The organism is Natrononativus amylolyticus (genome assembly GCF_024362525.1).
GTDB classification, from domain to species: Archaea; Halobacteriota; Halobacteria; order Halobacteriales; family Natrialbaceae; genus Natrononativus; species Natrononativus amylolyticus.
In genome coordinates, this window is sequence record NZ_CP101458.1 from 1,278,586 (window position 1) to 1,300,062 (window position 21,477).

Genomic DNA, 21,477 nt, shown 5'->3' on the forward strand with positions numbered 1-21,477 from the left:
GTTTACTCCTCCTCGAATTCGATCTGGTCCACCACGTCGAATTCGAAGTCGCCGAACTCGTAGATGTCGTAGGTGAACGAGACCGGGTCGCCGTTGTCGTCGAACTCGACCGTACTCGAAGCGCCCTGATAGGTGATCTCCTCGCCGGCGGCGGCGAGTTCGACCGCCTCGGGGAAGTTCGACGGCCCGACCGCCTCGCCGTTCGGGTTGGCGACCGCCCGCATCTCGTCGCGGATGGCGGGGCCGTCGTTGTCTCCCACCCGGGCGTTCGCCAGGATCATGACGGCGCTCGCGTCGTAGGCGTGAGCGTTGAAGACGCCGGGAGACCTGCCGTACTCGTCGTCGTACAGTTCGTTGAAGGTGTCCACGTCGGGACCTTCGGCGGCCGGCGCGGTGCCCAGCACGTTGTCCATCGGGTTGTCGACGTCCACCGGGAGGTCGTCGTCGATCAGCCCGTCGGTGACGATGACGGGCAGGTCGGGGTCGAAATCCGTGTAGAAGTCCCGGAAGATCTGGACGCCGCTGACCGGGAACGCGATCACGAGCAGGAACTCGGGATCGTCCGCGAGCGCGCTCTCGAGGATCGAGGTGTACGACGGCTGCTCCGGTTCGAACGCTTCGTTGGCCGTCACCTCGCCGCCGAGTTCCTCGAAACTCTCCTCGAATACGCCCGCGAGCGCCTGTCCGTAGGCGTCGTTCAGCGCGAGTATCGCTCCGTTGTCCCACTCCCGTTCCGTGAAGGCGAGTTCCGCGATGACGCCGCCTTGAAGCGCGTCGCTCGGGGCGGTTCGGAAGACGAACCCGTCGTCGTCGAGGTCGGTAATATCCGGGCTCGTACTCGCCGGCGAGCAGAGGACTACCTGATTCGGAATCGCGACCTCCTGGGCGACCGGGATCGTCACGTCCGACGCCGCGGCGCCGGTGATCATCGGGAAGCCGGCGTCGACGATCGACTGCGCGGCGCTGATCCCCGCCTCCGAGAGCGTCTGTGAGTCCTCGCGTTGGGTCTGGACGTCGAACTCGCTGCCAGCGTCGGCCAGCTGTATCGCGGGGAGCTGGGCGCCGTCGGCGATCGGCCCGCCGAGTTCGCCGAGATCGCCGGATTCGGGCTGGAGGATCCCCAGAAGGATCTCACGCCCGTCCTGTGCCGCACCGAGACCGCCCAGCACGGAGACCGCCCCCGCGCCGCCAATTCCCGCCAGTACACTGCGTCTGCTGATTCGAGACATCGACCTCCGTTGGTCGTCGCCGACGAAAAGCTCCGTTCACCGTAACGACAGTAGTGAGAGGATGGTCGCGGATTCTGATATGACAATACGTTATTGACGAAACGGTCGTGCTCGCCGATGCTACGGGGAGTCGCCGGTCGACCCCGCCGTCGTATCGGTCACCACCGATGCGCTCGAGCGGAAGCCTTTGTTCCTTCTCCGATACGGTTCGAGAGTCGCTCAATTTCTCATTGACGCCCACGAGACCGTGGATATCCGGTCGCTCGAGCGGCCCCCATCGGTTTCGACTCGAGGTTCGGCGGGAGGCGACCGATCCGAGGTCCGGTGAGATGAGCGATCCGAGAGTCGGTGAACTCATTGATCCGGGTCGACGAGGGCGGAGCGAGCCGTCTACGGGCACCCGTTAGTCGGCGGTCTCCGCGACGACGCGAACGTTGTTGCCGGCGCCGGCGTCGTGGAAGTGGAAGCAGTCGTCGTGCTCGACGTACTCGGGGCCCGAGAGGTTGACGACGGACCCGTTACGTTCGATGACGAGCGGCCCGTGTTCGTGTATCGGACTCTCCGGATCGGGCTGGGTCTCGGCTGCGGGTGCGTCTGCCCCGGAGCCGACGAACAGAATCGCGTAACCCGCGACGAACAGCAGGAGTGATTGATGTGCGAAGTCATAATCGTATTCTGTCGTGTCGTCGCCCCGGATGCCACTTACGACCACACGGGGTATACGGACGTTCGACTCCCGGGTACGGAGAGTGACGAACTGCGTCATACGTCACCAGTGGTCGTACTTTCTCGTCCCACCGTCGAGAGCGGCCCCCTATGTGAGTGATCTGGGAGGGCCTACGTCCATTGGCTCTTTAGGACGGCCCGGCTCGTAAAAAGTGCACACCGAGATACATCCCCGGCAGGTAGCCGACACACGCCGTCAGAAGAGTCAGTCCGACAGGTCGGTGAAGAACGCCGAGAGGAGCTGCCAGGTCCCTTTCCGAAGGTGTTGGTGGAGCGTCGACGAGGAGATGCCGATCGAGTCGGCGAGCTCTTCGGCTGTGATCTCGCGGGGCCAGTCGTAGTATCCCGAGAAGTACGCCGATTCGATCGCCGCCAGCTGCTTCTCCGAGAGCCGCTCGGCGACGGCGTCGCGGAACTCGTCGGCCGTGTGGACCGGACGATCGCGTTCTCGCTTCGAGCGCAGCGTCACCTGCGAGAACGTCGCCTCAACCAACTCGACGACCTTGCGGGCATCGACCGTCTGTGGCGCTTCGACGAGAATCCGCCCGGTTCCACTCTCCGCGACCGCTGACCGAAGTTCCCCGGTAACACACCGCATATCGCGTCCGCAGCAGATCTTGAGGGTTGGGAGAACGTTATTAGCCTGACCTCGCTAGCGATAGGTGTGGAGTCCCCGTTCGACGTTCTACGGATAGCCCCCGATGCGGACAAAGCGGAGATCGAGCAGGCGTACAGACGGCGTGCGATGGAGACGCATCCGGATCAGGGCGGGTCTGCGACGGCGTTTCAGGCGGTCAAAGCCGCCTACGACGAACTCATCGAGGAGTACGAAGACGGCGGCCGCACGGAAGTCGAACCCGAAGCCCGTCAGGAGGACCGCCCGACGGGCTCTCGAGTCGAGTACCTCAACTACGAGGTGCTCGACGACCACGGCTGGACGCTCGAGGACGACGACCTCTTCGAGAAGGCGGCCGAGGCGAATCTCGCGCAGTCGGAGTACGGACGGCTCTGGGCCGAACCCGACGAGACGCTGCTCGAGGCAGCCGAGAAGAACGGGTTCACCTGGCCGTTCGCCTGTCGCGGGGGCGCGTGTGCGAACTGTGCGGTGGCGGTCGTCGAGGGCGACCTGACGACCCCGGTCAACCACGTGCTGCCCCAGGAGATGATCGACCGCGGAATCCGGCTCTCCTGCGTCGGCGCGCCGGTGACCGACGACATGAAGGTCGTCTTCAACGTCAAACACCTCCCGTCGCTCGACGACCTCCGGCTGCCGCCCCGACCGTTCGAGCAGGCCCAACTCGACTGAGGCGGGACACTCGAGGGGCGGGCGGTTCTACCCGATAGTGTCACCGATTACGGCCGGCCCCTTCGGATGGGTCCGAGAGACGCGCATCGGACACGTCTCCGGCGCCTGGTCGGGGTCGGAGGACAGCATGTACTGGGGCCACTCGCGGTCGCCCTCGACGCCCCAATCGCCCAGGTCGGCGTGCGGGCAGACCCCGTCGTACTCCTCGAGGCGCCCCTGGATGAGTCGACGGGCGCGCTGGCCGGCCGCGGTGTCCGCGGTGATCCCCTCGAACAGCGCCCGCGGCTGGAAGGTGATCTCGAGGCCGACGGGACAGTACCGGCTCTTACGGGCGTCGTAGAATGGCGCCCGACAGGTCGGAAACATGGGCTCGCCGCCGAAGGAGAACTCCCAGCGCGCGTCGTCGGGGTCGGTCGGGATGTCGGCGGGCCACGGCTCGGGATCGTGGGCGTGAAGGACCTGAAGAACGTGCCAGAGCGCTTCGTGGTACTCGGCCTCCGAGAGCGGACGGGCGGGTGGGTTGAAGAAGGTGACCAGCGAGGCCCGCTCGCTGTGGTCGCGGTAGGTCTCGAGGTACTCGAGCAGCGTCTCGCCGAGCGAGAACAGCGCGTCCCTGTCGGTCATCGACGAACAGCAGGTGTAGAGGGGGTCGCCGCTTCGAACCGACTCGACGCCGAAGTGACAGGGAAACGGGCTCCCGGCCCGCTCTCCGAGGAGTCCGTCCGTGAAGCTCTCGTAGTGGTCGGCGACCCACGCCGGCACGGCGCCGGATTCGACGCGGCGGGCGATGGTCGACTGGTCCATCAGCACCTCGACGCCGGGTTCGTTCATGGGTCAGCGTCGGAATTGGACGGAACTATGTGTTTCGCCTCACCGGGGCGCTTCGCTCGATTGTGGGGCCGCGTCGGCCGTCGGCCCGGGCGGGATAACGACTGGGTACCCTCGCTTGGCGGACAGTACGGATTGCCTACCGGCGGGTAATCGAATCATATCTACATACGAGACTGTCGTCGACTCGAGCAAGTGGTTGCGCGACCGCGACGGGGTCCGGGCCGGAGCCCGGTCGACGAACGCCGTGCGTTCGCGGCCATCAGGAAACGAATCCATGTTCGAGAGACACGAGCCAGAGGTGTATCGTGCGGTGGCCGGTGCGGTCGTCCTCGTACTCGCGAGCATCGCTGCGACGGGGTTCCTCGCGGGACCCGCGGCGGCGAGTACGCTGGACGCACCCGCCACGTACGCGAGTGTCGCCGACCAGAACGTAACGATCGAAGACGAGTACGTGGAGCCGGTTCCCGAACGTGGCGACACCTACTTCGAGGCCGAAGATCCGGACGGCAACTGGATCAGCTACATCAATCCGCGCGACCGCTACCGGAGCCCGTACCTCGGGGACGGCTCCGGGAAGATCTGTGTCACCCTGCTGAACGAGGCCGGAGAGCACGTGGTCGGCGAGAGCGTGCCGAACACGACGGCGACGGTACCGACCGGCGACTCCCTCGAGTGGCACCCCGACGCCGATCCGATGGTCGTCGAGTTCCCGCTCACAGAACACTACGACCGGCCGCTGGACGCCGACCAGTTCGGTACCACGTCGGATCTCCCGCAGGGCGACGGCTACCTCGACTCTCACTGTATCGAGATCCACGGCCTGCCCGAGGACGAAACCGTCGAGTACGGCGAGGTAGAGATCGACGGCGAGTACGCCGACTGGATCGAGGTCGTCGGCTACATCCAGGTGGAAAACGAGGCGTGGGACACCGACGTCGATCCGATCGCGGACGCGGTCCCCTACGAGGAAGCCGGCGGCTGGACCTACCACCCCGACGGCTCACACGGACAGGTCGTGATCGTGCTCCAGCTCGACCCACCCGAGGACGCCTACCCCGACACGACCGAGACCGACGACGACGCCGAAGGCGACGACGAGGCGGGAACCGACGACGAAACGGGAGCTGACGACACCGAGAGCGGCGACGGCGACGACGAGCAGGTACGGAGCGACGACGCCGGAGCGGACGACGCGACCGGCTCGGGAGCCGACCGCTCGCCAGGATTCGGCGTCGTCCTCGCGCTCGTCGCACTCGGCGGCGGCGCGCTCCTGCGAGCGCGCCGGTGAGCCCGCTCGAGGTTACTCCGATCCGGCGTCGCGATCCGCGGACTCGCCGGTCGAGATGTCGATGTGGTGGGGCTCCTCCCGGTCGGGCGTTCGCCCGCCGCCGCCGAGCGGAATTTTCGTCTGAATGCTGCTCGCGACGGACTCGACGCGATCCAGCAGCGTTTTGACCTCCTCGGCGAACTCGTCGACGGTCCGTTCGACGTGATACACCCGCTGGGCGGGGATGCGACGGACGATGTCGCGACCCTGCTCGTCGGTTCCGGTCTTGACGATCCAGTGGTCCTGGAAGTAGGCGACGTGCTCGTTTGGCACCGTCTTCTCCGCCGTCTCCCCGTCGGGGGTTTCGTAGACGATCGTCGCCTCACCGATGTCCTCCTCGAGTTCGTAGTCTTCGTCGACCATGTGACATGGTAGCCGGCCAGCGCAGGTATTCCCTCTGCTTGCCTATCGAAACGCCGCCGCGACGGCTGTGCGACACCTGACTCGCCGCTGGGTCGTCCCGGCGGGTAGTCGATCACTCCGGTTCCCGCCACGTCGCCGTCGCAGTGACGCGGTCCTCGTCGACGTCGATCTCGCGCTTGTCGGCGGACGCGCCGAGTACCTCCTCGAGGGCCGCCCAGTCGACGTACGCGAACTCGAGGGCGTCGTCCTCGAACGTAACCCCGTCGTTGGCTGTGACCTCGCCGTACCGTTTGGTGAGGTCCTCGAGGTGGAGGGTAGCCATACTCCGCGTACGAGAACCGGCAGTTGAAATCGGGGGACGGTCTCATCCCGTAATCGACTGCTGCGGTCGCCGACGAACCGGGTGCCGAGAACCGCGACCGTCTCGCCCCTCGACACGGTTGAATCAACCTGAAGTTGGCAGGCAGGGTTGCCGTCGCAGACGCTCGCTCGTGGAGGAGAAACGAAGTGTCAAAAGCCTAGGCCGGGATTTGAACCCGGGCTCTCGTCCTTACCAAGGACGCGCTTTACCGCTAAGCTACCCAGGCAGGCATGCTGTGATTGCCGCGAGTTGTCTTTATGGGTTTCGATTCCCGTCAGCGCGTGGGCCGGTGTGTCGTGGCGCCGTCTGCGATCTACGGGTCGGTCGCCGAGGTCGCCTTGTCCGTCGGTATCCCATCACCCGGTGGCGTGGTCGTGTCGGTCGGCTCGAGCGCGGGCAGACACTCAGACGCGGGCGGAAAACCGGTGCCGACGGCATCGGCGATCTCGTTCGCCGTCGCGACCAGCGCGGGCGTCGGCGTCGAACCGACTGCGGCCGTGCCGGCGAGGACGGCGAGTTCGAGGACGTCGCGCTCGAGGTTCGCGTCCAGCGCGGCGCGGTCGGCGTCGGGTTGCTCGCGGAGCGTCTGGTCGCGACCGAACGCCTGGACGGTTCGGACGGCCTTGCCGGCGGCGTCGGTTCGAGCGAGGAGGTAGAAACCACGGGCGACCAGGATGTCCGCGGCGAGGATCTCGAGGTCGGCGTCGGCGGCTGCCGCCTCGTCGTCGCGGGCCCACGGCTCGTCGTGAGAGAGCGTCCGCGTCAGGCGCAGCCCCTCGTAAATCAGCTGAACGCCCGCCGCGTGGTGGGCGATCCCCTCGAGATCGCCTCCGGTGGCGTCGGTTGCGCTCTCACCGTCGCGGACGGCTGCTGCACTCTCGAGGACGAGTACACCGGGAGCCATCGAGGCGCCGTCGAGGGTAGCGGTAATGACGTCGTGCAGGTGCGGCGGATCGACGTCCGCGACGGCGTCGCGGGCGGCGCGCCGACAACAGTCGGCCCTGTCCATCAATGGACGGTTACGGTGGGGGAGCCAAAGACCTTTGGAAACGCCGAGAGCACTCGGGACATGATCGAACAGGAGGCGAGCGCGGACCTCCGGACGCTGAGGATCGACCGGCCGGCGGCCAGAAACGCGCTGACGACGGACGGACTGCGCGCGCTCGAGGCCGCCGTCGAAAAGGCGACCGAGCCGGTTCTCCTGCTGGAGGGGACCGGACCCGCCTTCTGTGCCGGCGCGGACCTCGACGAGGTCGCCGGATTGGACGCCGACGGCGCGGCGGCGTTCGCGAAGCGAGGACAGCGGGTCGCGCGGGCGCTCGAGCGCTATCCGGGCGTCGTCGTCGCCGGGATCGACGGGGCGGCACGGGGCGGCGGCCTCGAGCTCGCGCTGGCCTGTGACGTCCGCGTCGCGACGCCGCGTTCGACGTTCGGCGAACCCGGCGTCACGTTCGGACTGTTCGGCGCCTGGGGTGGGACCGTGCGGCTGCCGCGAGTGCTCGGCGAGGGTGACGCCCTCGAGTTCGCCCTCTCCGGGCGGGTCGTCGACGCCGCAGAAGCGCGTCGGATGGGGCTCGTTTCGCGGATCGTCGACGAACCACGGCGCGTCGCCGAGGAAATCGCCGGGAACGCGACGGACGCGCTCGAGGTACTGAAACGGCGGCTGCGCGACGATCGCGACCGGGAGAGCCAGGAGCGCCTCGAGGCCGAGGCGTTCGCCGAGTTGGTCGTGGCCCACGCCGACGACGTCGCTGCACGGCGCGAGTAGCTGTCCGAGACGTAGAACACGAATCGTGTCAACACGAAATCCATATATTACAATAACGTAGGGAACGGTATGCCTCTCCCAGGGTTCCCCGGTGGAATGGAAGCGTTACTCGTACTCCTGATTACCGTCCCGGTCGGTCTCGGCGCGATCGGCGGGCTGCTGTACCTCGTCACCGAGCGGCTGCAAGACAGTCGCGAGGATATCGACGCGCTCGAGTCCCGCATCGACACCCTGGAGCGGCGACTCGAGGAAAGCTAAAGCTGGGTCAGGAGAGTGGCTCCGGTTCCGGCGGAGCGTCGCGCTTGTGGGCGCTCGACTCGTACATGCCGCGGACGGCCGCTACGGTTTCCTCGTCGACCTCGAGCAACCGGCACGTCGCGGCGACCGAGAGCGGGCCGTCGATGTGGGTCGCGAGGACCGAATCGAGGGTGTCGTAGTCCATTCCCATCTCCGTCTCGTCGGTCTGGTCGTCCCAGAGTTCCGCCGTCGGCGTCTTCTCCACGAGGTCGTCGGGAACGCCCACGTGACGGGCGAGCTGACGGACCTGCTGCTTGTAGAGGTTTCCGATCGGGTGGCAGTCGACGGCGCCGTCGCCGTACTTCGTGAAGTAGCCGACGGCGGCCTCGCTGCGGTTGCCAGTTCCCAGCACGAGGCGGCTCTCGTGGTTTGCGACGAGGTAGTTGAGCACGCCGCGAACCCGCGCCCGGGCGTTGCCGACCGCGAGGTGATCCCCTTCGGCTTCGGGGTAGGCCTCGAGCAGCGCGTCGACCATCGGTTCGACCTCGATGACGTCGAACGGCATCTCGAGGCGGCGGGCGACGCGTTCTGCGTCGCTCATGTTGGCCGCAGCGCTGACTCGAGCCGGGAGGACGAGGCCGCGGACGTTCTCGGCGCCGAGGGCTTCGACGGCCAAATGAGCGACGAGAGTGCTGTCGATCCCCCCGGAGAGGCCGAGAACGGCGCCGTCGGCGCCCGCGGCGTCGGTCCGCTCGCGGATGAAGTCCGTGATGTGCTCGCGGTGCAAGTCGAGTTCCGCGTCCGAAAAGCGAAGATCGAGCATCGTCGGTCACTAAACCCGGTATCTCCATATAGGCTCGCCCGGCGGCGAAAAAATGGACGCTCGTCGGGTTTACCGCGCGGCCTCGAGCCGTGCCGGAGCGCTACGTTCAAGTCCCGGCAGCGGAAAGATAGAGTGCGAACGAAGTGAGCGCCGGTGGTCTAGTGGCAGGACATGAGCTTCCCACCCTCTCCGAAGGGGTTCACGGAGGGTCGAATTGAGTTTACAAGCCTCTGCTCCCAAATACGATCAAGTTCCTGTAGGAGAGCGTCAGACGGCTCTCAATCGTATGGGCTGATCACTAAGGCGGAGCGCTTATCACCGTCCAACGGAAACGCAATTTTGCCGAGAGCGCGGTTGGTCTAATGGCAAGACAGTTGCCTCCCACGCAACTAATCCGGGTTCGACTCCCGGATCGCGCACTTCTTGATCAGTTCTTCGAGAGCGCGCCAGTGTGGAGCGTGAGCCGTTCCGGTGATGCGCCCCCGCCTTCTTGCGTAATTGCTCAAAGAGCAGTGAACTTCCTCAGAGAACGCCGTGGAGTGGTATCTTCGGGACACAACTGCGGTCAACGCCTTCGGAATCGGGTTCCGCAGTGAGCTTTCAGTCGGGAACGGGGAGCCGCGCAAGCCGGGTTGAGTCGATCACGGCCACACTCCCCGCCTTCACGAACGACCGATTGTTCGGGAGAAGACAAACTCACGTCCGGAGGACATTTGGGAAATAGTCACAAACGACTCCAGTATGGCAACGGTCTACACGGAAGCGGATTGTATAGCTTCTCTTCGAGAGGCGACTCGAGAGGTAGGCAAATCTCCTACTCAGGCAGAATATAGAGGGCTTGATTTTTCGCCGTGCGTGACCCATATTTGCGACATTGCAGGTGGATGGAATGATGCGAAGAAGGCCGCAGACATTGAGACGTACGATCAAGTGGGAGAAGCGTACGACCACGTACCGCTCTATCCGGACTCAAGCGGCTATGAGCGGTGGTACATACGTACGAAGGGGAACAACACGAAGTTAGCGTCCATCGGCTCCTTGCGGTCGTTGAGTTCGGTATGGACGCAGTGAAGGATAAGCAAATACATCACGAAAAGCCGATCCCGTGGCTCAATACTCCCGACAATATCATAGCGCTGACTAAGCGACAATACCTTGCGCTACATATTCTCATGGAGGATTTTGACGTGACGCTCGAGTAATAGTTAGAACAATGAGCGCATGGCTATCCGTCGTGGGTTTTGAAGTTCGTTAATCGTAGGGACGGATAGGGGACAAAATGAACGCGCTCAATTCCGGTCTATGGTACGGCAGAGTTGCCGTAGGCATTGCTGAGCGCGGAGCGCACCTGAGTTTCCCAAGCTCATAGCCCGGGTTCGACTCCCGGTCGGCGCATTGTCATCGTCTTGGGGTGACGTCGGCGACGAGCCAGGGCGACGGACGGTCGGTCGTTTTCGTCTCCGCACACGACGCTGCAACGAGGGTGACGTCCAGTTTTATTCCCAATAGTACATATTTACGTTATATCGATTACTTATAGCCACAATTAGGACAGGTGAACGGATACAGTCATCCTATCCTGACTATCGTCTTGATTGAGATGACACGCTGTTCGACACGCCGTCGGTTCCTCGCGACCGTCGGAGCCGCGACGGCTGCAGCATCGTTCCCCGCGGTCGGCACTGCAACCGCTCGTTCGCGACAGAGCGACGGTGCCGTGGTGTTCGTCTACGACGACGGCCCGATCGAAGACTACACCCAGGCGTTTCCCGCCCACCAGGCCTTCGACGCCCCCGCCAGCACCGGCATCGTCACCGAGTGGATCGGCCGCGAGGACTTCATGGGCACCGACTGGATGGACCTCGAGCACCTCCGAGAACTCGAGGACGCCGGCTGGGAGATCCTCTCACACACCACCGAACACACCGCCCTGGGAACTTTCGCGCTCACGGCCGACGTCGAGCCATCCGACCGCCGCATCCACGTCGAGCGGAACCGCCACGGGTACTACCGCGGGAAGGACCTCGAGATCACCGACGGCGATCATACCGTCCGGCGCACGGTCGTCGACTACGGCACCGACGACGTCGGCCAGTACATCGACCTCGACGAGCCGCTCGAGCGGGCGTTCGCCGCCGAGGAGACCGTCGAGCGCTACCCCGCAGACCACATGGAGGAGTTCCTCCTCGAATCCAGACGCGAACTCGAGTCCTACGGCTTCGACGTCGACGGCATCCTCTGTCCGTACGACAGCTGCGACGACTGGACGCGGAAGTTCGTCCGCCAGTACTACGAGACCAACGCCAACGCCAACCACGGCTCGCCCGTCAACGATCCCGGCGACTACGACCCTCACGAGACGAACCGCGACTACTTCATCGAGTTCACCACCCGCGAGGCCGTCAAAGCCGACCTCGACGAGATCGCCGCACGGGACGCCCTCGGCGTCATCGGCGCCCACACCTTCAAAGAGGAGGTGACTGAAGACCGCATCTACGAGACCCTCCAGTGGGTCGACGACCGCGGCCTCGAGGTCCTCACCCTCCGGGAGGCCGCCGAACGCTTCGGCGGGCAGAGCGAGGCCGACGAGAGCCGAGAGCGACGGTCCATCGGCTCCTCGCGACCCGGAGCCGTCCCCAGCCCGCGATCGGAGTCGGCGCTGCCGTCGGCCCGGAGCTCTTCACCCCGCTGGCGATGGTTCACCGGTACGGCCGACGTCGCGACCTGGCCGATGCGATTCTACTCGGGACTGTTCCGGCGCTGGTAGGCGGGGACGGCCGGAACAGGGCGGTTAAGCCACCCACAAGCGAGGTTACGTCGACGCCAATCGGTCGTTATATTGGCGATAAGTAAATGATTTGGTAAAAATCTTTCATATGCAATAGTCATGGGAACGAGTCTATCTCGCCGACACGTACTCGCAGCGATCGGCGCAGGGGGGATCGCACTGACGACGCCGGCGCAGGGACGCGCCGACTCGTCGGCCGGTGCCGTGGTGTTCGTCTACGACGACGGCCCGATCGAAGACTACACTCAGGCGTTTCCCGCCCACCAGGCCTTCGACGCCCCCGCCAGCACCGGCATCGTCACCGAGTGGATCGGCCGCGAAAACTTCATGGGTACCGACTGGATGGACCTCGAGCACCTCCGCGAACTCGAGGACGCCGGCTGGGAGATCCTCTCACACACCACCGAACACACCGCCCTGGGAACTTTCGCGCTCACGGCCGACGTCGAGCCGTCCGACCGCCGCATCCACGTCGAGCGGAACCGCCACGGGTACTACCGCGGGAAGGACCTCGAGATCACCGACGGCGATCACACCGTCCGGCGCACCGTCGTCGATTACGGCACCGACGACGTCGGCCAGTACATCGACCTCGACGAGCCGCTCGAGCGGGCGTTCGCCGCCGAGGAGACCGTCGAGCGCTACCCCGCAGACCACATGGAGGAGTTCCTCCTCGAATCCAGACGCGAACTCGAGTCCTACGGCTTCGACGTCGACGGCATCCTCTGTCCGTACGACAGCTGCGACGACTGGACCGTCGAATTCGTCCGCCAGTACTACGAGACCAACGCCAACGCCAACCACGGCTCGCCCATTAACGATCCCGGCGACTACGACCCTCACGAGACGAACCGCGACTACTTCATCGAGTTCACCACCCGCGAGGCCGTCAAAGCTGACCTCGACGAGATCGCCGCACGGGACGCCCTCGGCGTCATCGGCGCCCACACCTTCAAAGAGGAGGTGACTGAAGACCGCATCTACGAGACCCTCCAGTGGGTCGACGACCGCGGCCTCGAGGTCCTCACCCTCCGGGAGGCCGCCGAACGCTTCGGCGGGACGGCGGCCTCGGCTCGCTCGCAGCCGACCGGCAGGCTCACAGGTCCCGTCCGCGGGATGCCCCATCGGGATCGGTTCCCCGGCCCGGGTCGCGTCTGGTACCGTCCCTGACGGCGGTACTCACAGCGTTCCGCGGAGTCTGACCGCGTCGTCGGTGATCTCCTCGATACTCCCCTCGTCGAGCGGATGCGCCTCGGCGGTGACGTCACCCCAGCCGAGTCTCGCCTTGATCGTCTCGAGGACGGTCGGATCCGCGACGACGTAGCCGCGGCCATCCGTCACCTCCACGATGCGGCCGACGGCCGTTCCGTCGACGTTCAGCACGCGTTTTCCCTCGTCAGCCTCGGTGAGGATTCTGTCGGTCATGGGAAAGGGTCGGTTCGAACGGACGCCGGTGGCTCCGGAGCGGACGTGTGACTGGACGGGGGTACCCGGGAGTCGAGCATAAACCGCCGAAATCGTTTTCCGCTCCCACCTCGGGTTTCCAGCCCTGTAACGACGAGTAACGAGAGATTGGCGTGAAACGGTCCGCTTCGGGCCGTTCCGGCCGGCTCTCGCCTTGGGTAAGTAGAGACTGACTCTATGAAACAGAAAGGTTATGGTGGTAGTCACGTACTTCCAGATGATTCAATGGACGACGAACCCGTGTCGTTCGCCGCGTCGTTCGACGATCCCCGCATCACGGACCAGTTTTGCCGGCGCGTCGTCGACGACGGCGCCGTGACCCTCCTCGGTGTCGTTCACGACCACCCCGCAAGCATCGCCCGCGTCGAACTCGTCCTCGAGGCCGCCTCACCCGACGTGCTGGCCCTCGAGTTGCCGCCGGCGGCGATCCCGCTGTACCGGATGTACGCCAGGGATCCGTCGCCGGCACCCCGCTTCGGCGGCGAGATGGCCGCGGCGATCCGTGCGGCCGACGGCGTCGATCTCCGGGGGATCGACGCACCGAGCTGGTCGTTCCTCCGCCAGCTGGTCCACCGGCTCGTCGGCGAGCGCGTCGCACCCTCGACGGCCCGTCGGGTGCTCTCGAGCGTCGGGAGCGCGACGCGGACGGCGGTGACCTGCCGGCTGGCGGCGACGCTGACCCACGCGACGTCGATGACCGTCGCCTACGACGATCCGATCGAGTACGACTGCGATCACACCGACTCTCCGGAGCGCCAGGCGGCCCACGAACAGGCCCACGTCGCCGGCGTCCAGGCCCTGCTCGGCGGCGCCGACGCCAGCGCGGTCGCCTACCGCGACGAGACCAGAGAGCGATGTATGATCGACCGCCTCGAGGCCGCCCGGCGGCAGGGGTCGGTCGTCGCCGTCGTCGGCGTCGACCACCTCGAGGCGATCGAGACGGCGCTCTCCTCGTGAAAAGGCCCCCCACGGATGTCCGTCCGCCAGTTGCAACGCAGCCACGAACCGCCCCGCGGGCGCGCCGGGACATCGGTACAGCGGACCGTGTCAGTCGATGGCCGCGGGATCGATCCGAACGCCCCCGTCGGCGGAGACGGTGACCCGGTACCCGACGGCGACGAACGAGACCGTCCCGCCGCGGCGCGGGGTTCCGTCGTAGCGCGGCCGGAACAGCGCGTCGAGCGCCTCGGGGTCGATGCTGTCGTACAGCGAGTGCCAACAGGAGTCGGCGTCGACGTCCGGCCGACCGGCCAGCAGGGCGACGATCGTCGCGCTTGGCGACGGCGTTCCGGCCGGATCGTACCAGCCTCGAGTGCCGCGGAGGTCGTCGGGGCCGTCGGATCCCGGCGGATCGCCGGCGGTGTCGTCGTCCATAGAGTGCGCTACGTTTCCGCCTCGGGGTCAAAAGCGTACTCGTTAGTTCCCGGAACGATCGTTCAGGAGAGACGACCGGTCGCGCGACCGTCGCGGCGATCACTGGCGCAGCGAGGAGATACAGTTCCAGCAGTAGGTGAACGTCTGGTCGGCCTCGTTTCGCGCGCCGCAGTGGACACACCGGATCGTCTCGCCGTCGAACTCGAGGGTGCGCTCGAGCGTCGACGGGTCGTCCTCTTCGGGCCCGTCTCGCGGGCCGGAGTAGCCGTCGGCGCCCGAGGAGGGGTGGGAGCTGAAGTGGTTTCCGTCGGCGAACGACGGGGCCGGCGCGCCGTCGCTGTTCTCGCGGCGGACGTAGACGTAGTACAGCACCAGGTGGAGGAGGGCGAACAGCGCCACGTAGCCGATGAGCCAGCCCCAGAGCTCCATTGGTGTGACATACGGTCTCAGAGCACTTGGTTATTCCCCGGTCTATCGGGCGAGCTGACCGTCAGCACCTCGAGAACGACACGAAAGAGAGAGGGCGGAACTCACCGGGGCGGCGACAGCTCCCGTCCGAACTCGTCGAAGACCTCGAGACCGTCGCCGAGTTCGTAGGCGAGGTGGCGCTCCTCCTGGCGGTTCTCGCCGGCCTCCTCGAGCGGGGTCGCGACGTCCTCCCAGCCGGGTTTGATCTTGACGCTCTTTGCGGGCATGCCGACGGCGATGTGGTGGGCGGGGACGTCGTTCTGAACGATCGCGCGGGCGCCGACGATCGCGTTCTCGCCGATCCGGTTCCCCGCCCGGATCATCGAGTCGTAGGTGAGGCGGACGTCGTCCTCGACGATCGTGTGGTAGTTTCTGACCTCGGTCTGGTCGACGACGTCGTGGTCGTGGCTGTAGACGTGGACGCCGTCCGAGATCGACACCCGATCGCCGATCGTGAGCTTCCCCCGGTCGTCCAGGTGGACATCGTCGTGGACCACGGTGTTGTCACCGACGGTGATGTTGTGTCCGTAGGTGAACGTCACGCCCTTGAAAAAGCGGCAGTTCTCCCCGCAGTCTTCGAAGAGGTGGTCCGCGAGCATCGCCCGGAACCGCAGCGCGAACTCGACGTTGTCGGCGATCGGCAGGCTGTCGAACTGCCGCCAGAGCCACTGGAGGTGTTTCGAGCGCCGGAACGCCTCCTCGTCCTTCTCGGCGTAGTACTCGCTCTCGAGGGTGGTGTTACACGGATCGTAGCTCTGCAGTCGCACCCGCTCCGCCGGCGAGACGTCCGCCCCCGACCGCCACTGCTCGTACGCCTCCCGGTCGCCCGAGAGGTCGATCAGGACGTCCTCGACGACCGAACACGTGTCCTCGTCGCTCTCGAGTCGCCGGTCGACCTCCTCGACGAACTCGCGCATTCCCGCCTCGGCGTCCTCGGGCAGCGAGACGTACCGCTTGGTCATACGCCGACGTACTGCGTCGTCGGGCATAGGCGTTCGGTTGTGCGTTCCGTTTGCCCGGATCCAACCGACGAGCAACGGAATGCCTCGTCAGGAACGGGTGAAGACGTCGACCGACGCGGTTCGACGGAAGAGGGCGGCAACGAATACCCCGAGGAGGACGGCAACGAACACCGTCTCGGGTGGGAACCTGAGAACGAGCGGACTGATAAGTATCACGAGGATCACAGCGAGGGGGACGAGGACGTACTCGAGCAGCGTCTCGATGCGCTCGAGGCGGTCCGTGAGTTCCCGGTCTATCAGTGGTATAGACAGTTCTGTCGGCAACTCCGTCCGATTACCGCTGTCTTCCGTTCTCTCCCTTCGGAGCCGTTCCGCACGCCCTAAGTCACCTCGCTCCCAACCACCGAGTATGCAGTACCAGCAACTCGGTGACTCCGAGGTCGAGGTCAGCGAGGTCGGCTTCGGCGCGTGGGTCGTCGGCACCGACTGGTGGGGCGACCGCTCGGAAGAGGACGCCCTCGAGATGATCCAGTACGCCGTCGACCAGGGGATCACCTACTTCGACACCGGCGACGTCTACGGCCACGGCCGCAGCGAGAAACTCATCGGCCAGGCCCTCGCCGAGGTCCGCGAGGAGGTGACGATCGCCACCAAGGTCGGCTACGACTTCTACAACAACCCGCAGGCGGGCCACGGCGAGCTCCCGAAGGAGATGGACCCCGATTACCTGCGCGAGGCCGTCGAGAAGAGCACAGAGCGCCTCGACGTCGAGACGATCGACGTCCTCCAACTCCACAACGCGAACGTCGAGGAGATCACCCCGGAGGTGCTCGAACTCCTCGACGAACTCGAGGAGGAGGGGCTGATCCGCGCTCGCGGACTCGCGCTCGGCCCCTCGATCGGCTGGCTCGCGGAGGGCGACCTCGCCATCGAGGAAGAGTTCGACTCCCTCCAGCTGGTCTGGAACGTCTTAGAGCAGGAGGTCGGCAACCACTTCCTCGAGACGATCGGCCGGACGGATTCGAGCACGAGCCTCATCCCTCGCGTCCCTCACTCCTCGGGCATTCTCAACGAGCAGGTCACCCCCGAGACCGAACTCGAGGCGGGCGACCACCGCGGCTTCCGCCCCGACGAGTGGTACGAGACGGGCTGGGAGAAGCTCGAGGCGTTGCGTTTCCTCGAACGCGATGGTGAAAGAACGATGGGACAGGCTTCCATCGCCTGGCTCCTGAGTCACGAGCCCGTCGCGAGCGTGACGCCGACGTTCCGGACGAGAGCCGACATCGACGAGTGGGCGGCCGCGAGCGACGTTCCGAAGCTCACGGACGAAGAGCTGACTCGCGTGGCCGAACTGTACGCCAGCGGCTTCGACATCGACCGCGACGACGGCATGGACAGTCTGCGCTCGTCGGTCGACGGCGAGGACATCCGCTCGGCCGGCCTGGATAAGCTGGCGGCCGACTGATCCTGTAACTACTTCGAGAGCGCCCGCTCGACCGCGTTCGCCACCCCTCGAGCCTTCTCCGCGAGCGGTTCCGAAACCAACCCGTCGGCGACGGCCTCCTCGAGTTCGTCCCGGTCGACGATTTCGACCGAGCCGTCGGGCCGCCGGATCACGTCGACGTAGAGATCGACGTAGCGGGCGCAGTCGGGAAACAGCTCGACGGGCGTACAGACGTTGACGTAGGTTCCCTTCGTCTCACCCGAGGAATCGCGGTACGTGGTGGGGTACCACCACCGGCCCTCGCGGAGCTTCGTCACCGCGACGTCGCCGTCTTCTTTGGGGACCTCGAGGGCGTCGTACGTCCCGCCGCCGCGCATCGACCGCTCGAGGGTGACGTTCCCCGCCGAATCCCAGTCGGTGACCTCGCCGCGACCCAGCGTGATGAGTCGGCCGTCGGGTTTCCCGTGGCCGAGCGCGATCCGATCGCCGCGCTGGGGGCCGAACTGGCGGGAGACGGCGGCGAACGGGAACTCGCGATCGTCCCCGTCGTCGGCCGGGTCGACGACGGCCTCCGCGAAGTCGACCGCCGCGCTCGCGGCCCGGTCGGCGGCCTTGGTGCGGTGGTGGCCGGGGATGGTCGTCTCGACCGCCCGCCGCAGGTCGTCGAGGGCGAACCGGGACTCGCGGCCGAACCAGAGCCACGCCGTCGCCTCCGGCGCTGCGAGTCGGCGGGGGTCTTCGGATTCGTCGACGCCGTCGAGGTCGTCCTCGATCGCCCGCGCGCGCTCGCTCGCCCGCTCGAGCGCCGTGCCCATCGCCTCGAGATCCGCGTCGCGGGCGGCGCGCTGCCAGCGAACGCCCCAGCCGTCGGGGACGTCGACCGAGAGCAGGTCGGTCATGCCGACGAGTTCCGTTCCCCGTTCCCCCGACACGGCGGCGGAGACGCCGCTGCGGGCTCGAGAGAGGGTCACGAGTCCGCCGCCGACCTCGAGGTTCGGCGCGACGAGCGGGCGGTCGTCGTCCCACGGCGGCGCTGGCTCGCGGACCTGCACCCGGTAGCGGTTGCCGCTGTCGACGTAGCCGTCGACGTCCTCGTACCTGAGATAGCCGCGTCGGTCGTCGCCGAGGTTGACGACCGCACCGCTCCCGCCGTCGACCTCGATCACTTCGCCGTCGAAGACGGCCCCCTTCGGAACCACGGCCTCCCAGCGGAAGGTGTCGATGGCGAGGTCCTCGAGTTCGCTTGCGACCGCGTCGACTGCATCGGGCTCGCCCGAGACGGCGACGCCCTGACGGTCGCGGGTGGTCTCGACGGCGACGGCGGCCGGCTCGGATGGAAACGCGGCGTCGAAGCGGTCCCGGATCGGCTCGGACGCCTGAACGACCTCGAACTCGCGCTCCCGCAGGAGCCGAGTGATCGCCGTCGTGTAGATTCCCCGAACGCGAACCGGGGGCGTCGACCCGTCCGGTGGAGCCGTCGAGGCGTCGTCAGCCGTCATCGAAGCGTCTCCCGGTCGGCCGCAAAGCGGACCCGGTCGTGGATCGTCGGCCCCAGCGTCAGTTCGACGTACTCCTCGCCCAGGATCCGGCCGTCCTCGACGTACACGCCCCAGGTGTCGAAGCGGAGCCAGCCGCGCATCTCGCCGCCGTGGGTCGTGATGTCGGCGTACTCGACGGCGTGTTCCGGAAACTCGGCGCTCGAGTGGGCCATCGCCATGTCGGAGTAGACGGTGTCGTGGTCGTCGAAGAAGGCCTCGAGGGCCGCGGCGTCCTCGGAGACGGCCTCGACGACGGCCGCCGAGGCGGCCGTCAGGGACTCGAGCGTGAGTCCCTGCTCGCGGAGTGCCTGCTGGGTTCGCTGGTCGAAGTGCATACGCGTCGCTTGGCGAGCGATCCCTTTGTGGATTCCGAGTCCGGAACGTCAGTCGTCTGCGGGGACGGAGCCGGTCCAGTTCGCCCGAGAATCGGTGGGCGTGGTGTCGTCGACGGTGGGCTCTTCGGGCGTCGGTTCGAGGTCTGTTCGTGTCTCCGTTCGTTTCGGATCGGTCGTCTCCTCGTCCTCGGCGGGCGGGGCCGAGTAGAGGATGCCGCGGCTTGCGCTGTACATCGCTTGCCACGGACTCGAGACTGTGAACCCTTAACTTCCCCCCTTATACATGTGTTGATATTAAATACCATACTAGGATCCTCGTATCGCCGAATCTATTTCTAAAGTGGAAGGTGTAGAGGCGGGTATGTCGCGCCGGCGCGATCCCATCGAACGATCGGCCGAAGAGACGGACGACCTCTACGACGTCTCGACGTGGGAGCCGCGGTCGGTAGTGGACCGGTTCTCCTACGGGCTGTACTGGGGGATCAACGCCGGTTTGCACGTCATCGTATTGCTCGTCGCGCTCGTGATCACGGTGTACCTGTTCTTCTCGCCGGCGCTCGTCGTCGCCCAGGATCCGATCGTCAGCGCCTTCTTCGCGCTCTCGATCGTCCCCGCGCTGTTGCTCGCGGGCTACATCTGGTACGCCGACATCACGACGAACGAGCCGCTGGGGCTGCTCGTGGCGACGTTCGTGCTCGCGATGCTGTTCGCGACGTTCGCGGCGGTGCTCAACACGATCGGCGGGCTGGCGTTCGACACGGCCACGATCGTCGGGGCCGCGCTGTTCTTCTACCTCATCGTCGGCCCCGTCGAGGAGACGGTGAAGCTCCTCGCGGTCCGGGTGCTCGCCTACCGGAGCAAGACGTTCGACGCCGTCATCGACGGCGCCGTCTACGGCGCCGTCGCGGGGCTCGGCTTCGCGGCGATCGAGAACGCGATGTACATCGCCAGCCACGTTGCGGAGGTCGACTCCGGTGCGAGCCTGCTGAGCGCCGCGACGGGCATCGCCACGGTGCGCGCGCTCGCCGGTCCCGGCCACGTCATCTACTCGGCGATCGCCGGCTACTACCTCGGGCTGGCGAAGTTCAACCCGCAGTACGCCGGCCCGCTGATCGTCAAGGGGTTGCTCATCGCCTCCGTGGTCCACGGCACCTACAACGTCACCGTCCAGATCGTCCCCGGCTACCTCGCGGCGACCTACCCCATCAGCGGCGACGTCGCGTTCGTCGGCTACGTCATCGCGTTCGACCTCGCGATCGGCTACTACCTCTACCGGAAGATCACCCGGTACCGCCGGACCTACCGCCGGATCAGAGCCGACGCCGACGGGGCGGACCACGCGCCCGAACTCACGGAGTTCGAGCCGTCACAGCGATAGGTCGGGAACGTAGCCCTCGAGCAGCCGCTCGACGTACTTCGCGAGCACGTCGACCTCGAGGTGGACCGGATCGCCGGGCTCCTTTGCCGAGAGCGTCGTCAGCTCGTAGGTCGTCGGGATGATGGCGACCGTTACCCGGCCCGCTCCGGCGGTGTCACCGCCGTCGTTTCGGTGCGCCTGCGGCGCACCGCCCTCGGCGAGGTCGGCCACCGTGAGACTGATGCCGTCGAGCGTGATCGAACCCTTCTCGACCACGTAACGGTCGTACCCCTCGGGAAGCTGGAACTCGAAGAACCAGTCCTCTTCGACCGATTCGATGCCGCTCACCGTCGCCACCGCGTCGACGTGGCCCTGGACGACGTGGCCGTCGAAGCGGCCGTCGGCGGGCATCGCCCGCTCGAGGTTGACCGCCTCGCCCTCCGAGAGCTCCCCGAGGTAGGTGCGCTCGACGGTTTCGCTGGCGAGAAACACCTCGAACCACGCGCCCTCCTCGAAGCGCTCGACGGTGAGGCAGGCGCCGCTGACGCTGATGCTCTGGCCGTGCTCGAGTCCCGTCGCGACCTCGTCGGCTGCGATCCGGAGGCGCAGCCCGTCCTCGGTTCGCGACCGGCCGACGATCTCGCCCGTCTCCTCGACGATCCCCGTGAACATGCTCGAGGGTCGGGCCGTCACACGCAAAGCCGTTCCGATGGCGAAACGCGTTCCAGGTTCGGTATCGGGCCGAGCCACCGCGTTTTTACCGTTGTAGGGACTAC

27 protein-coding genes and 2 tRNA genes are annotated in these 21,477 nt (G+C 66.2%); 11 read left to right on the top strand and 18 right to left on the bottom strand.

The features are described 5' to 3' along the window. Positions 1-2: 2 nt before the first annotated feature. The 3 genes from NMQ11_RS06660 to NMQ11_RS06670 form a co-directional block, all read right to left on the bottom strand. Positions 3-1,229, bottom strand: coding sequence for an ABC transporter substrate-binding protein (locus NMQ11_RS06660; protein WP_255170629.1), 1,227 nt, complete (start codon positions 1,227-1,229; stop codon positions 3-5). A gap of 403 nt (positions 1,230-1,632) precedes the next feature. Beyond that, entirely contained in the window at positions 1,633-1,941 is a 309-nt protein-coding gene (locus NMQ11_RS06665; protein ID WP_255170630.1) for a hypothetical protein, read from the bottom strand. A 219-nt stretch (positions 1,942-2,160) separates the two neighbouring features. Further along, positions 2,161-2,553, bottom strand: coding sequence for a helix-turn-helix domain-containing protein (locus NMQ11_RS06670; protein WP_255170631.1), 393 nt, complete (start codon positions 2,551-2,553; stop codon positions 2,161-2,163). A 66-nt stretch (positions 2,554-2,619) separates the two neighbouring features. On the opposite strand from NMQ11_RS06670, the gene fer reads away from it, so the two are divergent. Further along, positions 2,620-3,261, top strand: a complete 642-nt coding sequence (gene fer, locus NMQ11_RS20095) for a ferredoxin Fer (RefSeq protein ID WP_303850076.1) — start codon at positions 2,620-2,622, stop codon at positions 3,259-3,261. A 27-nt stretch (positions 3,262-3,288) separates the two neighbouring features. Here fer and NMQ11_RS06685 read toward each other — a convergent pair whose 3' ends face one another. Next, a complete protein-coding gene (locus NMQ11_RS06685) occupies positions 3,289-4,092 on the bottom strand; it encodes a YqcI/YcgG family protein (protein WP_255170632.1) in 804 nt (267 codons plus the stop codon). 274 nt (positions 4,093-4,366) lie between these two features. Between NMQ11_RS06685 and NMQ11_RS06690 the strand changes: the two genes are divergently transcribed. After that, entirely contained in the window at positions 4,367-5,380 is a 1,014-nt protein-coding gene (locus NMQ11_RS06690; RefSeq protein WP_255170633.1) for a PGF-CTERM sorting domain-containing protein, read from the top strand. A gap of 12 nt (positions 5,381-5,392) precedes the next feature. On the opposite strand, the gene NMQ11_RS06695 is transcribed toward NMQ11_RS06690, so the two are convergent. The 4 genes from NMQ11_RS06695 to NMQ11_RS06710 all read right to left on the bottom strand — a co-directional run bounded on the left by NMQ11_RS06695 (position 5,393) and on the right by NMQ11_RS06710 (position 7,152). Beyond that, positions 5,393-5,782: a hypothetical protein gene (locus NMQ11_RS06695; protein ID WP_255170634.1), complete on the bottom strand. Its 390-nt coding sequence runs from the start codon at positions 5,780-5,782 to the stop codon at positions 5,393-5,395. A gap of 112 nt (positions 5,783-5,894) precedes the next feature. Continuing rightward, positions 5,895-6,104, bottom strand: coding sequence for a hypothetical protein (locus NMQ11_RS06700; RefSeq protein WP_255170917.1), 210 nt, complete (start codon positions 6,102-6,104; stop codon positions 5,895-5,897). A gap of 193 nt (positions 6,105-6,297) precedes the next feature. Continuing rightward, a tRNA-Thr gene (locus NMQ11_RS06705) sits at positions 6,298-6,369 on the bottom strand. A gap of 87 nt (positions 6,370-6,456) precedes the next feature. Next, positions 6,457-7,152, bottom strand: coding sequence for a DUF7114 family protein (locus NMQ11_RS06710; RefSeq protein ID WP_255170635.1), 696 nt, complete (start codon positions 7,150-7,152; stop codon positions 6,457-6,459). Positions 7,153-7,212: 60 nt separating this feature from the next. On the opposite strand from NMQ11_RS06710, the gene NMQ11_RS06715 reads away from it, so the two are divergent. Both NMQ11_RS06715 and NMQ11_RS06720 read left to right on the top strand, forming a co-directional pair. Next, on the top strand, positions 7,213-7,911 hold the full coding sequence (locus NMQ11_RS06715) for an enoyl-CoA hydratase/isomerase family protein (RefSeq protein WP_255170636.1): 699 nt from the start codon (positions 7,213-7,215) through the stop codon (positions 7,909-7,911). A 69-nt stretch (positions 7,912-7,980) separates the two neighbouring features. After that, the gene (locus NMQ11_RS06720; protein WP_255170637.1) at positions 7,981-8,169 is read left to right on the top strand and encodes a LapA family protein; all 189 of its coding nucleotides are present in this window, start codon (positions 7,981-7,983) and stop codon (positions 8,167-8,169) included. Between the two features lie 7 nt (positions 8,170-8,176). Here the strand turns inward: NMQ11_RS06720 and NMQ11_RS06725 are convergent, their stop codons facing one another. Further along, positions 8,177-8,971 carry an NAD+ synthase gene (locus tag NMQ11_RS06725; protein WP_255170638.1) on the bottom strand — a complete coding sequence of 265 codons (795 nt, stop codon included), beginning with the start codon at positions 8,969-8,971 and terminating at the stop codon, positions 8,177-8,179. Between the two features lie 348 nt (positions 8,972-9,319). On the opposite strand from NMQ11_RS06725, the gene NMQ11_RS06730 reads away from it, so the two are divergent. The 4 genes from NMQ11_RS06730 to NMQ11_RS06740 all read left to right on the top strand — a co-directional run bounded on the left by NMQ11_RS06730 (position 9,320) and on the right by NMQ11_RS06740 (position 12,929). Continuing rightward, positions 9,320-9,390 (top strand) — tRNA-Gly (locus NMQ11_RS06730). Between the two features lie 322 nt (positions 9,391-9,712). Beyond that, on the top strand, positions 9,713-10,042 hold the full coding sequence (locus tag NMQ11_RS20175) for a homing endonuclease associated repeat-containing protein (RefSeq protein WP_425607704.1): 330 nt from the start codon (positions 9,713-9,715) through the stop codon (positions 10,040-10,042). A 529-nt stretch (positions 10,043-10,571) separates the two neighbouring features. Next, positions 10,572-11,738: a polysaccharide deacetylase family protein gene (locus tag NMQ11_RS06735; RefSeq protein WP_255170639.1), complete on the top strand. Its 1,167-nt coding sequence runs from the start codon at positions 10,572-10,574 to the stop codon at positions 11,736-11,738. Between the two features lie 120 nt (positions 11,739-11,858). Then, positions 11,859-12,929: a polysaccharide deacetylase family protein gene (locus tag NMQ11_RS06740; protein ID WP_255170640.1), complete on the top strand. Its 1,071-nt coding sequence runs from the start codon at positions 11,859-11,861 to the stop codon at positions 12,927-12,929. Between the two features lie 9 nt (positions 12,930-12,938). Here NMQ11_RS06740 and NMQ11_RS06745 read toward each other — a convergent pair whose 3' ends face one another. Then, the gene (locus tag NMQ11_RS06745) at positions 12,939-13,184 is read right to left on the bottom strand and encodes a PRC-barrel domain containing protein (protein WP_255170641.1); all 246 of its coding nucleotides are present in this window, start codon (positions 13,182-13,184) and stop codon (positions 12,939-12,941) included. A gap of 264 nt (positions 13,185-13,448) precedes the next feature. Between NMQ11_RS06745 and NMQ11_RS06750 the strand changes: the two genes are divergently transcribed. Continuing rightward, entirely contained in the window at positions 13,449-14,180 is a 732-nt protein-coding gene (locus NMQ11_RS06750) for a hypothetical protein (protein ID WP_255170642.1), read from the top strand. Positions 14,181-14,270: 90 nt separating this feature from the next. On the opposite strand, the gene NMQ11_RS06755 is transcribed toward NMQ11_RS06750, so the two are convergent. The 4 genes from NMQ11_RS06755 to NMQ11_RS06770 form a co-directional block, all read right to left on the bottom strand. Then, on the bottom strand, positions 14,271-14,597 hold the full coding sequence (locus tag NMQ11_RS06755) for a HalOD1 output domain-containing protein (RefSeq protein ID WP_255170643.1): 327 nt from the start codon (positions 14,595-14,597) through the stop codon (positions 14,271-14,273). 99 nt (positions 14,598-14,696) lie between these two features. Further along, entirely contained in the window at positions 14,697-15,026 is a 330-nt protein-coding gene (locus NMQ11_RS06760) for a DUF7577 domain-containing protein (RefSeq protein ID WP_255170644.1), read from the bottom strand. Between the two features lie 101 nt (positions 15,027-15,127). Next, positions 15,128-16,027: an acyltransferase gene (locus NMQ11_RS06765; RefSeq protein WP_255170645.1), complete on the bottom strand. Its 900-nt coding sequence runs from the start codon at positions 16,025-16,027 to the stop codon at positions 15,128-15,130. Between the two features lie 87 nt (positions 16,028-16,114). Continuing rightward, positions 16,115-16,351: a hypothetical protein gene (locus NMQ11_RS06770; protein ID WP_255170646.1), complete on the bottom strand. Its 237-nt coding sequence runs from the start codon at positions 16,349-16,351 to the stop codon at positions 16,115-16,117. Between the two features lie 85 nt (positions 16,352-16,436). Here NMQ11_RS06770 and NMQ11_RS06775 point away from each other — a divergent pair, with 85 nt between their 5' ends. Continuing rightward, entirely contained in the window at positions 16,437-17,492 is a 1,056-nt protein-coding gene (locus tag NMQ11_RS06775) for an aldo/keto reductase (protein ID WP_255170647.1), read from the top strand. Between the two features lie 8 nt (positions 17,493-17,500). On the opposite strand, the gene NMQ11_RS06780 is transcribed toward NMQ11_RS06775, so the two are convergent. The 3 genes from NMQ11_RS06780 to NMQ11_RS06790 are packed head-to-tail and all read right to left on the bottom strand — an operon-like array spanning position 17,501 to position 19,578. Beyond that, positions 17,501-18,970: a ribonuclease FAU-1 family protein gene (locus NMQ11_RS06780; protein WP_255170648.1), complete on the bottom strand. Its 1,470-nt coding sequence runs from the start codon at positions 18,968-18,970 to the stop codon at positions 17,501-17,503. Continuing rightward, a complete protein-coding gene (locus NMQ11_RS06785; protein ID WP_255170649.1) occupies positions 18,967-19,344 on the bottom strand; it encodes a DUF7532 family protein in 378 nt (125 codons plus the stop codon). The genes NMQ11_RS06780 and NMQ11_RS06785 overlap by 4 nt, the downstream gene beginning before the upstream one ends. Positions 19,345-19,392: 48 nt before the next feature. Next, a complete protein-coding gene (locus NMQ11_RS06790; protein ID WP_255170650.1) occupies positions 19,393-19,578 on the bottom strand; it encodes a hypothetical protein in 186 nt (61 codons plus the stop codon). Positions 19,579-19,705: 127 nt separating this feature from the next. On the opposite strand from NMQ11_RS06790, the gene NMQ11_RS06795 reads away from it, so the two are divergent. Next, entirely contained in the window at positions 19,706-20,722 is a 1,017-nt protein-coding gene (locus NMQ11_RS06795) for a PrsW family intramembrane metalloprotease (RefSeq protein WP_255170651.1), read from the top strand. Here the strand turns inward: NMQ11_RS06795 and NMQ11_RS06800 are convergent. Next, positions 20,711-21,373, bottom strand: coding sequence for a riboflavin synthase (locus NMQ11_RS06800; RefSeq protein ID WP_255170652.1), 663 nt, complete (start codon positions 21,371-21,373; stop codon positions 20,711-20,713). The two genes, NMQ11_RS06795 and NMQ11_RS06800, sit on opposite strands and share 12 nt — an antisense overlap. Positions 21,374-21,477 lie beyond the last annotated feature (104 nt).